Origin of the sequence: Yoonia maritima (assembly GCF_002933395.1) — a bacterium.
Lineage (GTDB): Bacteria > Pseudomonadota > Alphaproteobacteria > Rhodobacterales > Rhodobacteraceae > Yoonia > Yoonia maritima_A.
Genome location: NZ_PKFN01000008.1, coordinates 779,353 through 791,291 on the forward strand (window position 1 = coordinate 779,353; position 11,939 = coordinate 791,291).

The following is an 11,939-nucleotide window of genomic DNA, read 5'->3' on the forward strand; positions in this document are numbered from 1 at the left end:
TACCATCTTTCAAAAAGGAGCCTGCCATGACCGAAGATACTGACCGCCATGCAATGAAGATGGCCAAAAAGAAGGCTGCCCGTGATAAGATCATGGCGACGAAGACCGACCAAAAGGGGCTGGTCATTGTCCATACGGGCAAAGGAAAGGGTAAGTCTTCGGCCGCATTTGGGATGATCTTTCGCTGTATAGCCCATGATATGAAATGCGCTGTTGTGCAGTTTATCAAGGGTGGCATGTCCACCGGCGAACGTGATCTTATCCTTGCGAAGTTTACTGATACCTGCGCATTCCACACCATGGGCGAAGGGTTCACTTGGGAAACCCAAGATAAATCCCGCGATACAGAAATGGCGCAAGCCGCGTGGACCAAAGCCAAAGAGCTGATCCTCGATGAAACCAATCACATGGTCCTGCTTGACGAAATCAACATCGCAATTCGCTATGACTATGTGAGCATCGCAGAGGTTGTATCCTTCTTGCGCGATCACAAGCCACCGATGACACATGTCGTTTTGACCGGACGTAACGCGCACGAAGATCTGATCGAAATTGCAGATCTTGTCACCGAAATGGAGCTGGTCAAACATCCCTTCCGTTCGGGGATCAAAGCGCAAATCGGAGTTGAATTTTAGGCTAAGTTCGCTTTTCGCCACGTAAAAGCGCCAAATTTCGCAGATCACACGCTATCGTGCCTTGCACTATACGGTTCAGTTTCTATGTAACTGAATTATGACAAATGTACTGAACCTTCTTCCATCCGGTCTCGTCGCTAGCGGGGTGCAGCGTGCTGTGTATCTGCACCCAACAGACCACACCAAACTGATCAAGGTTCTAAAGCCCAGCATAAAAATGCCGCGACGCTATAACTTTAACGGTGTCATGGATCGTTGGTTTCCAAGCACGCGACTGCGCCAAATCCGCAAAGAATACACTGAATACCTGCGGGTGATGTTAAACCATCCTGAACCAACCTTTCGTGCGCCAATGTCGCATATGTTTGGGTTCGTGAGCACAAATGTCGGTCTGGGCTGCCTGACCGAAAGCGTAATGATGCCAGACGGCACATTGGGCGAAACGCTTGGGGCAAAGGCGAAGGCAGGCACATTGACGGATCATCATATTGATCTGCTGAACGACACGATATCGCGACTATTTTCGAATGACATTCGCGCAAGCGACATGAATCCAAACAATTTCGTTTTTGGCCACCGCGACAACGGGAGCGGCCCGGGCCCAGAAGAATGTGTTCTTGTTGACGGCTTCGGTGACATTCACGCCATTCCGGTCCGGTCGATGGCCAAATGGTCGAACCGACTTGGCCTGATTGACAGCTGTGAACGGCTTGGCCGAAATACCAAATTGAAGTGGCATAAAGACACGCAACAGTTCTCGCGCTGAATGTTTAGTTGGGGTAGGTTGCTCCAACCGCTTCAACAAGGGTCTGTCGCATGTCTAAACACCGCGTCCTTACTGAATTTGGCATGGGCACCAGCCTGCGCCGCCAAGACTATACGCAAGCCGCGCGTCGCGGGTTACAGGACGCGCTTTGGCATAACTCTATCAATATGGCAGAGCTGTTTGGCTTCCCAAAAGAAGCAATGCTGATCGACGTACAGATCGCAGTGCAACAGCCGGAACAGGTAGACGTTGACGCATTGCTGGATATCTTTCCTTACGGGCAACCCACAATTTTCGTCACCCACGGGGGCTTGGATATTCCACGTCCTGACGGCAACCCAACGGTCATCGCAAACGTCGCGATCAACGTTAGTTTCGATATGGTGCCAGCATGAACGATCAGCGCGTCATTATTGAAATGGGCATGGGCAACGATCTGCACGGGATGGATTACCAAAAGGCCGCCGCCCGCGCGATCGAAGATGCGATCCGACATTCGACGCTGCCAATTTTTCAAAGCATCGGGTTAGACCACAGCGCAATGCGGGTACAGGTGACGGTGGGCGTGCAAGACCCAGATAAAATCGACCCAACGGCGCTTGCCCAAAAGCTGCCGCGTGGACGCGCCACGGTTACCGCAGTCAAAGGGGGGATGAACGTGCCAAATCCAGAAACTGGCGACACCGCAGTTGTGGCCACCGCCGCGATTGAAGCATTCTTGCCATCACAGGCCAGCAATTGGAAACAAAGCTAGATGGAACTGACCCAAGCCCACAGAGACGCGCTTCATGACGTGCTACGTTGGCGGCGTGATGTTCGGCATTTTTTACCAGATGCGATACCTGACGATACGCTTGCGCGATTGCGTTCAGCCATGGATATGGCCCCATCCGTGGGAAATGCGCGGCCTTGGCGTGTTTTACACGTGACCACAGCCGCGCTACGTCGCAAAATTATCGAAAACTTCGAAGCCGCCAATGAAGCTGCCGGTGAAATATACGACGATGAAACACGTGAAACCTATGCACGTCTGAAGCTCGCTGGATTGCGCGAAGCCCCCGTTCACCTCGCCGTCTTCACAGAAAACCAACCTGCCGAAGGACGCGGTCTTGGGCGTCAAACGATGCCTGAAATGCTGTGCTATTCGAGCGTCACAGCGATCTATACGCTGTGGTTGGCGGCGCGTGCCGAAAACTTGGGGCTTGGCTGGGTGTCGATCCTTGACCCTGTATCTGTTGCCCAAACCTTAGGGGTCCCAGATCATTGGCAGCTGACTGGGTACTTATGCTTAGGCAAAGCTGCTTTTGACAATGACACCCCCCTCCTTCACGAAAAGAAATGGCAAGAAAACACCGCCACACGGTGGGAACAGGTTTAGCGCGACAGAAGCCTAGCCAAGCATGGGGTGCTTCAATAAAACCGTGCTAAACGAACACAGCGAAAGTGAGAGACACATGTCAACACGTGGCGCAGGCGGCACAGACGGCGGAACAGGCAGTTTTCTGATCGGTGTGATCATGATAATCGGCGGCGGGTATCTTTTGCTTGATGGTATTGTCGTCCGGCCCAACTTTGGATTTGGATCACGGGTATTTGGTATCGGCGGCGTACCGATAACATCAGGTATGGTGCTTATCCCCTTCATGTTTGGGATCGGCATGGTGTTCTACAATTCGAAAAACTGGATCGGCTGGCTGCTCGCAGGCGGCTCAATGGTCGCGCTTGTCTTTGGCGTAATCGCCAACATGACGCTCCAACTCGAACGCATGAGCGCCTTTGACCTGATTGTCATCCTTGTGCTGCTAGTCGGCGGTATTGGTTTATTTTTAAGGTCGTTACGGGCGGGCTGACGTTACCGGCGCCCCGGTGGCATACGTTCTTTCCATAGGCCGCGCACCTCTTCAGCTGCCATACGCTTCACTTCGACTTCGGCATTCCGAATTTCTTCGTATTCCCTTTTCTTGTCGAGATAGGCCAATACAGCAACAGCGCATTGCAGACAGAAAATCCAAATCCACGATAGGATTGCAAGCGCTAGGAGCACCCAAAGCTGCCATGTCGAGATTGAAGGCATGGCGGTATCAATATCCTTATTGGCGGACTTTAGCGCGTCAATTTGCGCATCGCCAAAGCCAATAATCTCGCCCACCAAAGCCAAGAATGGCGCAATACAAAAGCTGGCCACCCCAGCAAGGATAACAACACATAGAACCGACAGAAACCGCGTGCCAGCCCCCATAAACGGTGTGTGCATGATACCGTTGGCATCCTTGCCAATCGACGCGCCAGTAATCGGCACCAATAACAATGCGCGAACCGCAATCATAATCATGCTGATAGCCAAGATGATCGGCCACGCGTATTCACCACTCCCGGAAAATGCTTCTATCATCGCGATTTGAGACTCTTCCTCCGCAAGCTGACTAAGATCGGAAAGCGACAGGGGGGAGATCAGCAGAAACAATCCGAAACCAGTAGACATCAGAATGATGCCCAGAAGGCTTTCAAACAGGCCGTATCCGAGAGCTGGCAACACCATTTTGCCATATCCGTCTTTCACGATGATGCCACGCGCCTGAAGCCCCAACCGCGCACCGACCATCGTCGGCACGACTGACATCATGGCGGACATTACAGCAAGCATCACAAGAAATGCGGCCATTGGAAACAAAAGCACTGTGGTTATGATCAAGAATGCAACTGACGGAAAGAACAGTAGCGAAGTCAAAAACCAGATCACAAACATTGCTGAAAAAACGGCTAATGCTAAAATCACGAATGGCATCACCAAAGCCATGCGCCAAAGGATTGCAAACGAAAAAGGAATTGAACGCAATATTAGCAAAACGACCCTGACTTGAACATATACCTACGGAACCACACAACAAACCGCCGCCTAGTCTGGCAACCTTATCCCCATGTAAGTCTCAACCGTCAATTGTGCAAAATACAAATATCTATGTTGAATTTCACCTGCAACATGACGGCTTCGATATTAATATCCCAACGCGCAGCCGTCTTTGCGCGGGTCGCTTCCGCCTTCAAGAACACCATCGTCATGCAGCATGATTGCCTGTGATCCACCGATTGCAGTGTCTGGTGTTTGCACGTTGTGCCCCATGTCGCAAAGCGAAGCCTTCACCGCGTCTGAATATCCATTTTCCACGTTCAGAACATCCCCATCAGCAAAGCAGCGTGGCGCGTCCATCGCTTCTTGGGGGGACAACCCAAAGTCTGTGACGTTGCTGACGAACCTTGCGTGTCCGGTTGATTGATACGCACCGCCCATGACGCCAAACGGCATAAATGGCTTTCCAGCTTTTTTCAGCAGCCCCGGAATAATCGTATGCATCGGGCGCTTACCGCCGCCAGCCTCGTTTGGGTGACCTTGTTCAAGAGTGAACCCCGCCCCGCGGTTCTGAAACAGTACGCCGTATTTATCCGATGCAATTCCAGACCCGAAAGAATGGAACACCGAATAGATCAGTGACACACACATGCGGTCCTTATCGACGACGGTAATATAGATCGTGTCTTTGTGCACAGATTCCGTCAGCGGGGCCGCGGCAGGCATCGCTTTGACGGGGTCAATCAAGGCAGCCAATTTGGCGGCTGTTTCCGGTGCCATCATATGATCGACCCGCGTCGTGTATTCTGGGTCAGCGATGAAACGGTTGCGAGCGTCATAGGCAAGCTTGGTCGCTTCGGCCTCGATATGCGCACGTTCGGCGCCCCACGGGTCCATTCCGGCAATGTCAAAATGCTTTAGGATATTCAGCAGCAGGATTGCCGTTGCGCCCTGCCCGTTCGGGGGATGTTCGCATAGCTCTAGCCCGGCATAACCGCCCGAGATCGGGTCGGTGTATTCACAGGACGTCGCGGCAAAATCATCCAAGGTATGTGTGCCACCCAATGCATTCAGGCTGGCGACCATGTCCTCCGCGACTTCGCCCTCGTAAAATCCAGCGCGGCCTTCCATCGCGATTTCGCGCAGTACTTTGGCCTGCCCCGGCGCACGGAACATCTGACCCGTGGTCGGCACCTTACCATCCAACAAAAACAGATCGCGTGCATGTCCCGATAGATTTTTTTCACCCAACGCCCAGTCAAATGCCACGCGTGGCGCAACAGGCACGCCAGCTTCGGCGTAGTGAATGGCAGGGGCCAGCGCGGCCTTAAGGCCCAGTTTACCCCAGTCTTTTGATAATCGACAAAAAGCATCAATCGCACCAGGAATTGTCACAGCATCAACGCTGTAGGGCGCAACAACTGGCCCTTTGGCACGCAAAGCGTCTGCATCAATCGCACCGGGCGCACGGCCAGAGCCGTTCAACGCAACAACACGGTCTTCACCCGGCGGTGTTAACAACACAAAGCAATCACCACCAATACCGGTCATCTGCGGTTCACAGATACCGAGTAATACAGCGCCAGCAATCGCCGCATCCACTGCGTTGCCACCTGCCTCTAGCATCTGAACGGCGACCTTTGCTGCCAAAGGGTGTGATGTGGCAGCCATTCCGTTGGTTGCATAAACAGCCGATCGGCCCGGTGTGTGAAAGTCGCGCATGGTGCCCTCTGGATTATTGCTAAACTACGGTACGGAATTGTTGAACAAGTGCAACGGGGCTTGTTGGTTTTCTTGCACGTCGTTAGACCTTTGTAAGTTAAGATAAACAGGATCACATAAGATGCGCGCAGACTATGCCACACTTGCAAAAACAATTGCTTCGCTAACCGAGGGCGAAACAGACACCGTGGCGCTGATGGCGACTGTGGCCTGCGAAATACATCACAGCGATGATCGGTTTGACTGGACTGGATTTTACCGGGTTACGGCACCGGAACTGTTAAAAATCGGCCCTTACCAAGGCGGGCACGGCTGTTTGACAATCCCATTTTCGCGCGGCGTTTGTGGTGCCGCTGCGCGCACAGGCGAAGTACAGCTTGTCCCCGACGTCGAGGCGTTTGAAGGACACATTGCCTGTGCAAGCAGTACGCGTTCTGAACTGGTTTTACCTGTTTTTGATCGCGATGGCACAGTAATCGCTGTGTTCGATATCGACAGCAACCAAACCGATGCATTTGATCAAAACGACGCAAATATGCTGACAGAAATACTGGCCCAAGTCTTTGCGATTTAAAACCTATGGTTGATTAGGTGTTAATTTTAGCCAATATAGTATTGCGCTTAGCAACCTATGCGCTAATTCTAACTTCTTTTTACGCATTAGGACGCCATGGCACATTTAGAAAAACCGGGTCAAACTTTGGGCGCTGACATTCGCGCGTTGCGTAAGACACGCGGGATGACACTGGTCGATCTTGCAGAAAGCCTAAACCGATCTGTTGGCTGGCTCAGCCAAGTGGAGCGCGACATTTCAGTCCCCGCTATTTCGGACCTTGCCGAGATGGCAGCGGTTTTAGATGTCGCTGTTTCAAGCCTTCTACAAACCAGTGTGGCGCCTGACGAAGACGGCCTTATCGTACGTGCAAACGCGCGCCGCCCGATAGGAAGCCGCACTCCCGGCCTGACCGAAGGGCTCCTGTCTCCAGACCTGACTGACAGCTTTGAAGTCATCCATTCGAAATTCGAACCGGGGTCTGAAATCACAGCCCCCCTTGTGCGCGAAACACAAGAAATTGGCTATATCGTTACTGGCACATTTGAAATTTGGATTAACAATAAGCATTTCCACCTCAAAACAGGCGACAGCTTTCGATTGCGTGGTGAATCTTTTCGCTGGGCGAATACAGGAAGTAAGCCTTGCGAGATCATCTGGGTTATTTCTCCTCCCATCTATTAGGTAAACCGTAAAATGACAGATATTACGCTACTTGATGGCGGGATGGGCCAAGAGCTCATCCGTCGTTCCGGCGATACGGCAACCCCGCTTTGGGCAACGCAGGTCATGATTGATCACCCTTGCATGGTATCAGCGGTACACCGGTCCTACCGTGACGCCGGCGCGACTGTCGCGATGACAAATACCTATGCGCTGCACCGCGACCGTTTCGTTGACACAGCTTACAAAGACCGCTTTGCAGCCCTTTACAGCACCGCACTTACCGAAGCTGAAGCCGCTTGCGCAGGCCACGGGCGCATCGCCGGCGCCATAGGTCCGCTAAGGGCATCATATCGCCCAGACATTCATCCTGAACCTGCTGACGCCGTCCCGCTTTACGCAGAAGTCGCGCAACTATTAGGTCCGCGCGTCGATCTTATCATTTGCGAAACAATTGCCTCGATTGATCACGCCCGCTCTGTTCTTGCAGGGGCTATGACTGCGGGAAAACCGGTTTGGCTAGCCATGACTGTCGACGATAATGACGGTACACGACTTCGCTCTGGGGAACGTCTTGCGGATGTGATCCCCCACACGAAAGGAGCCGCAGCGCTATTGGCAAATTGCGCCGCGCCAGAGGCCATTAGCACCGCAATCGGTATTCTCGCTGACAATGATTTGCCTTTTGGTGGTTATGCGAACGGTTTCCAGCAAATCACGAGCGATTTCCTCAAGGACAAACCCACAGTCAGCAGCCTTTCAGCAAGACGCGATTTAGGTCCCAAAGAATATGCCAGTCACGCTATGGGCTGGGTTGAACAAGGGGCAACAATTGTTGGCGGCTGTTGCGAAGTGGGCCCTGCACACATAGCTGAACTTGCCGCTGCACTGCGCGACGCGGGCCACGAAATCGTGTAACACTTACAACTCAAGCACCGCGTTTAACGTATCCTGTTATTCTTAAAGCATAATAAAAAATGGTGACGAAACGCCCAAGTCGTGAAAACATCGGCTAAAATTTCACGAACACGAATCGGCACGTCATCATGGCAAAGCTTCCTACATCTGCGCGCGTGGTCATTATCGGTGGCGGGGTTATAGGCTGTTCCGTTGCCTATCACCTTAGCAAACTGGGATGGAAAGACGTTGTTTTACTCGAACGCAAACAACTGACCTCTGGAACCACTTGGCATGCCGCCGGGCTGATCGCGCAGCTACGTGCAACGGCGAACATGACCAAGCTCGCGCGCTACTCCCAGGAATTATACGGGAACCTAGAGACAGAAACAGGTGTCGCAACTGGTTTCAAACGTAACGGTTCAATCACTGTTGCCCTCACGGATGAACGCAAAGAAGAGATTTTTCGCCAAGCAGCCATGGCACGCGCCTTTGGCGTCGATGTCGAGGAAATTTCTCCGGCTGAAGTTAAAGCCCGCTATGATCATCTAAACATCGACGGCGTAAAGGCTGGCGTCTACCTACCACGTGACGGACAAGGTGATCCCGCGAACATTGCGCTCGCATTGGCCAAGGGCGCACGTATGAATGGCGCAGTCATTGCGGAACGTACCAAGGTCACGAACATCAACCGCACCGGGCGTCGGGTTACCTCTGTCGATTGGCAAACTGCTGACGATAACGGCACGATCACCTGTGATATGGTCGTCAATTGCGCTGGCATGTGGGGCCATGAGGTTGGCAAAATGATGGGAACGAATGTTCCGCTTCATGCCTGCGAGCATTTCTATATCGTCACTGAAAACATTCCCGATCTCGCGCAATTGCCGGTTCTTCGTGTGCCGGACGAATGCGCCTATTATAAAGAGGACGCAGGTAAAATCCTGCTGGGTGCGTTCGAACCAAACGCCAAACCTTGGGCCATGAATGGCATCCCGGATGATTTCGAATTCGACCAATTGCCCGAAGATTTCGATCACTTTGAACCAATCCTAGAGGCCGCAGTGAACCGCCTGCCAATGCTGGCCGAGGCAGGTATCCACACGTTCTTTAACGGACCCGAGAGCTTTACCCCTGACGATGCGTATCACCTTGGGCAAGCACCCGAGATGGACAATGTTTGGGTTGCGGCTGGGTTTAACTCTATTGGGATCCAATCGGCTGGTGGCGCTGGGATGGCGCTGTCGCAATGGATGGATACGGGCGAGAAACCGTTCGATCTGGGTGATGTCGACATATCGCGGATGCAGCCGTTTCAGGGCAACAAAACCTACCTGTTTGAACGGTCCAAGGAAACGCTTGGCTTGCTGTATGCCGACCATTTTCCATTCCGCCAAAAAGCGACAGCGCGTGGCATTCGGCGCAGCCCTTTCCACCAACACCTGATGGATCAGGGCGCCGTGATGGGTGAACTGGCCGGATGGGAGCGTGCGAATTGGTTCGCGCAGCCCGGGCAGGCGCCTGCTTATGAATATTCATGGAAACGTCAAAACTTCTTTGGCAATGTCGCGGATGAGGTCAGCGCGATCCGCAGCAATGTCGGCATGTACGACATGTCATCCTTTGGCAAAATTAGGATCGAAGGCCACGATGCAACCGCATTTATGAACCATATCTGTGGCGGCGAAATGGACGTCCCCGCAGGGAAGATCGTTTATTCACAATTCCTTAACCAACATGGCGGGATCGAAGCGGACATCACCGTCACGCGTTTATCTGAAACGGCCTATCTGGTTGTGACACCGGCCGCGACGCGCCTGGCTGATCAAACCTGGATGCAGCGAAACGTTGGCGAATTCAATGTGGTGATCACTGACATGACCGCATCCGAAGCCGTCCTAGCCGTGATGGGACCAAACAGTCGCAAGCTGCTACAAGCGGTGTCGCCCAATGACTTTACGAACGCGATAAATCCGTTCAGCACTGCGCAAGAGGTTGAGATCGGCATGGGCCTCGCCCGTGTGCACCGCGTCACCTACGTTGGTGAGCTGGGATGGGAGGTCTACGTATCGACCGACATGGCCGCCTATGTGTTTGAAACGCTGCACACCGCGGGACAGGACATGGGGCTAAAACTGTGCGGCATGCATATGATGGACGCGGCCCGTCTGGAGAAGGGTTTCCGCCACTTCGGGCACGACATCACCTGCGAAGACCATGTGCTAGAAGCCGGGTTGGGCTTTGCCGTCAAAACCGACAAGCCCGCTTTCATCGGACGCGATGCGGTTCTGCGCAAACGCGAAGCAGGGCTGGACAGGCGTTTGGTTCAGTTCAAACTTACAGATCCCGAACCGCTGCTTTATCACAATGAACCGATCATCAGGGATGGTAACACCGTCGGATATTTGTCGTCGGGTGGTTATGGCCATCACTTGGGCGCGGCTATTGGTATGGGATATGTTCCTTGCAAGGGCGAAACTGTCGCCGACATGCTGGGTAGCACCTATGAGATCGACGTGATGGGCACGCGGGTCAAGGCAGAAGCCCAGCTACGCCCATTCTACAATCCCAAAGGTGACCGTACAAAGGTTTAGCCGCGCAGTAACGCCCCCAAACGTTTGATGCCTTCTTCAATCGTTGCTTCATCGGGTAATGAGAAATTCAGCCGGATTGTGTTTCCGCCTGATCCGTCAGCGTGAAACGCACGGCCCGGTACAAACGCCACGCGTTGCGTTTCAAGCGACTTGGCCAGCATTGTAGCCCCGTCCATATGATCAGGAAGCGTCAGCCAGATGAACATACCGCCTTCGGGCTGGGTCCATGTCACGCCGTCAGGCATATGCTTTGAAAGCGCGTTTAACATATAATCTCGGCGCTTTTTATAGGCACTCCGCAATTTTGAGACATGTTCATCAAAGCAGGCTTTTGCTACCTTCGTGATCGCAATCTGGTTGATCGTCGCTGAATGTAGGTCGGCTGCTTGCTTCATCAATACCAATCGAGAGATCACCGGCTTTGCGGCGCAAACCCACCCAACCCGCAGGCCCGGTGACAGTGTTTTCGAAAAACTTCCGCAATAGATCGTGCGGCAATCTTCGATGCTGCCTTTGCGGGCGATTTCCAACGCCAGCACGGGCGGGATCGCGTCGCCGTCATACCGCAGTGACTGATAGGCCGCGTCTTCGATTACTGCGATGTTGAGATCGTCGGCCAAGTCCAGCAGGGACTCGCGTCCAGCCCGGTCGATGGTTTCGCCAGTTGGATTCGCAAAATCAACTGACGCGTAGGCAAATTTTACCCTGCCGCCATTGTCAGCAGCGCGCGCGGCATAGTCCGCAGGCGTCCGGTTCGCGTGGGGCATCAAGCGATCGTAATGCGGTTCATATGCATTGAATGCACCAAGCGCGCCCAGATAGGTCGGCCATGAAACCAACGCTGTGTCATTTGGCGAAAGGAAAAGCTTGCCCAGATAATCCAGTGCCTGCTGCGACCCTGACGTGATCAGGATATTGTCACGCGTACACGGCACGCCCAGTTTCGCCATCTGCTCCGCGATCCAATCACGCAGCGGCGGATAGCCTTCGCTTGCTGAATACTGCAGCGCTTCGCTTTGGGTATCGGGGCCAAGCGTCTCAGCAAATGCGTCTTGGAACGCGGTGACCGGAAACAGTTTGGGGTCAGGAATGCCCCCGGCAAAAGAGATAATATCGGGCTGGTCGAGCAGCTTTAAAAGCTCTCGAATTTCAGAAGCGGTCATCCGTGACATACGTGATGAAAATATCTGATCCCACATCTGCCGAATCTCCATGAGGCTGCGTAGAGCATCATCATGGCAGAACCACATATTAAGTCAAT

14 protein-coding genes are annotated in these 11,939 nt (G+C 53.2%); 11 read left to right on the forward strand and 3 right to left on the reverse strand.

From position 1 onward, the window contains the following. The first annotated feature begins 26 nt into the window (after positions 1-26). From cobO to CYQ09_RS10470, 6 genes are all read left to right on the forward strand, one after another. Positions 27-635 carry a cob(I)yrinic acid a,c-diamide adenosyltransferase gene (cobO, locus tag CYQ09_RS10445; protein WP_106745309.1) on the forward strand — a complete coding sequence of 203 codons (609 nt, stop codon included), beginning with the start codon at positions 27-29 and terminating at the stop codon, positions 633-635. A gap of 97 nt (positions 636-732) precedes the next feature. Then, positions 733-1,401, forward strand: coding sequence for a YrbL family protein (locus CYQ09_RS10450; RefSeq protein ID WP_106745310.1), 669 nt, complete (start codon positions 733-735; stop codon positions 1,399-1,401). 50 nt (positions 1,402-1,451) lie between these two features. Further along, entirely contained in the window at positions 1,452-1,796 is a 345-nt protein-coding gene (locus CYQ09_RS10455; protein WP_106745311.1) for a Lin0512 family protein, read from the forward strand. After that, positions 1,793-2,155 (forward strand): Lin0512 family protein, encoded by a 363-nt coding sequence (locus CYQ09_RS10460; RefSeq protein WP_106745312.1) that lies wholly within the window; start codon positions 1,793-1,795, stop codon positions 2,153-2,155. Before CYQ09_RS10455 ends, CYQ09_RS10460 begins: the two co-directional genes overlap by 4 nt. Further along, entirely contained in the window at positions 2,156-2,779 is a 624-nt protein-coding gene (gene bluB / locus CYQ09_RS10465; RefSeq protein ID WP_106745313.1) for a 5,6-dimethylbenzimidazole synthase, read from the forward strand. It abuts the gene before it with no gap. A gap of 76 nt (positions 2,780-2,855) precedes the next feature. Then, positions 2,856-3,251, forward strand: a complete 396-nt coding sequence (locus CYQ09_RS10470; protein WP_106745314.1) for a hypothetical protein — start codon at positions 2,856-2,858, stop codon at positions 3,249-3,251. A 2-nt stretch (positions 3,252-3,253) separates the two neighbouring features. Here the strand turns inward: CYQ09_RS10470 and CYQ09_RS10475 are convergent, their stop codons facing one another. Continuing rightward, entirely contained in the window at positions 3,254-4,033 is a 780-nt protein-coding gene (locus CYQ09_RS10475; protein WP_162617636.1) for a hypothetical protein, read from the reverse strand. Between CYQ09_RS10475 and CYQ09_RS18325 the strand changes: the two genes are divergently transcribed. Then, on the forward strand, positions 4,023-4,262 hold the full coding sequence (locus CYQ09_RS18325) for a hypothetical protein (protein ID WP_162617637.1): 240 nt from the start codon (positions 4,023-4,025) through the stop codon (positions 4,260-4,262). The two genes, CYQ09_RS10475 and CYQ09_RS18325, sit on opposite strands and share 11 nt — an antisense overlap. 134 nt (positions 4,263-4,396) lie before the next feature. Here CYQ09_RS18325 and CYQ09_RS10480 read toward each other — a convergent pair whose 3' ends face one another. After that, positions 4,397-5,971: a gamma-glutamyltransferase family protein gene (locus tag CYQ09_RS10480; RefSeq protein ID WP_106745316.1), complete on the reverse strand. Its 1,575-nt coding sequence runs from the start codon at positions 5,969-5,971 to the stop codon at positions 4,397-4,399. 121 nt (positions 5,972-6,092) lie between these two features. On the opposite strand from CYQ09_RS10480, the gene CYQ09_RS10485 reads away from it, so the two are divergent. The 4 genes from CYQ09_RS10485 to CYQ09_RS10500 all read left to right on the forward strand — a co-directional run bounded on the left by CYQ09_RS10485 (position 6,093) and on the right by CYQ09_RS10500 (position 10,678). After that, positions 6,093-6,545, forward strand: coding sequence for a GAF domain-containing protein (locus CYQ09_RS10485; protein WP_106745317.1), 453 nt, complete (start codon positions 6,093-6,095; stop codon positions 6,543-6,545). A 96-nt stretch (positions 6,546-6,641) separates the two neighbouring features. Next, positions 6,642-7,208, forward strand: coding sequence for a helix-turn-helix domain-containing protein (locus CYQ09_RS10490; protein ID WP_106745318.1), 567 nt, complete (start codon positions 6,642-6,644; stop codon positions 7,206-7,208). Positions 7,209-7,220: 12 nt separating this feature from the next. Continuing rightward, entirely contained in the window at positions 7,221-8,105 is an 885-nt protein-coding gene (locus tag CYQ09_RS10495; RefSeq protein WP_106745319.1) for a homocysteine S-methyltransferase family protein, read from the forward strand. Between the two features lie 128 nt (positions 8,106-8,233). Then, complete coding sequence (locus CYQ09_RS10500) at positions 8,234-10,678, forward strand: GcvT family protein (RefSeq protein WP_106745320.1); 2,445 nt, start codon at positions 8,234-8,236, stop codon at positions 10,676-10,678. Here CYQ09_RS10500 and CYQ09_RS10505 read toward each other — a convergent pair. Beyond that, positions 10,675-11,877 carry a PLP-dependent aminotransferase family protein gene (locus CYQ09_RS10505; protein ID WP_106745495.1) on the reverse strand — a complete coding sequence of 401 codons (1,203 nt, stop codon included), beginning with the start codon at positions 11,875-11,877 and terminating at the stop codon, positions 10,675-10,677. The genes CYQ09_RS10500 and CYQ09_RS10505 overlap by 4 nt on opposite strands. Positions 11,878-11,939: the final 62 nt, after the last annotated feature.

Excerpts from the sequence above, each read along its gene's own strand:
- bluB (WP_106745313.1), top strand. The coding sequence starts at position 2,156 with ATGGAACTGACCCAAGCCCACAGAGACGCGCTTCATGACGTGCTACGT.
- CYQ09_RS10490 (WP_106745318.1), top strand. The coding sequence starts at position 6,642 with ATGGCACATTTAGAAAAACCGGGTCAAACTTTGGGCGCTGACATTCGC.
- CYQ09_RS10480 (WP_106745316.1), bottom strand. The coding sequence starts at position 5,971 with ATGCGCGACTTTCACACACCGGGCCGATCGGCTGTTTATGCAACCAAC.
- CYQ09_RS10505 (WP_106745495.1), bottom strand. The coding sequence starts at position 11,877 with ATGTGGGATCAGATATTTTCATCACGTATGTCACGGATGACCGCTTCT.
- CYQ09_RS10455 (WP_106745311.1), top strand. The coding sequence starts at position 1,452 with ATGTCTAAACACCGCGTCCTTACTGAATTTGGCATGGGCACCAGCCTG.
- CYQ09_RS10500 (WP_106745320.1), top strand. The coding sequence starts at position 8,234 with ATGGCAAAGCTTCCTACATCTGCGCGCGTGGTCATTATCGGTGGCGGG.
- CYQ09_RS10470 (WP_106745314.1), top strand. The coding sequence starts at position 2,856 with ATGTCAACACGTGGCGCAGGCGGCACAGACGGCGGAACAGGCAGTTTT.
- CYQ09_RS10495 (WP_106745319.1), top strand. The coding sequence starts at position 7,221 with ATGACAGATATTACGCTACTTGATGGCGGGATGGGCCAAGAGCTCATC.
- CYQ09_RS10485 (WP_106745317.1), top strand. The coding sequence starts at position 6,093 with ATGCGCGCAGACTATGCCACACTTGCAAAAACAATTGCTTCGCTAACC.
- CYQ09_RS10475 (WP_162617636.1), bottom strand. The coding sequence starts at position 4,033 with ATGTCCGCCATGATGTCAGTCGTGCCGACGATGGTCGGTGCGCGGTTG.
- cobO (WP_106745309.1), top strand. The coding sequence starts at position 27 with ATGACCGAAGATACTGACCGCCATGCAATGAAGATGGCCAAAAAGAAG.
- CYQ09_RS18325 (WP_162617637.1), top strand. The coding sequence starts at position 4,023 with ATGGCGGACATTACAGCAAGCATCACAAGAAATGCGGCCATTGGAAAC.
- CYQ09_RS10450 (WP_106745310.1), top strand. The coding sequence starts at position 733 with ATGACAAATGTACTGAACCTTCTTCCATCCGGTCTCGTCGCTAGCGGG.
- CYQ09_RS10460 (WP_106745312.1), top strand. The coding sequence starts at position 1,793 with ATGAACGATCAGCGCGTCATTATTGAAATGGGCATGGGCAACGATCTG.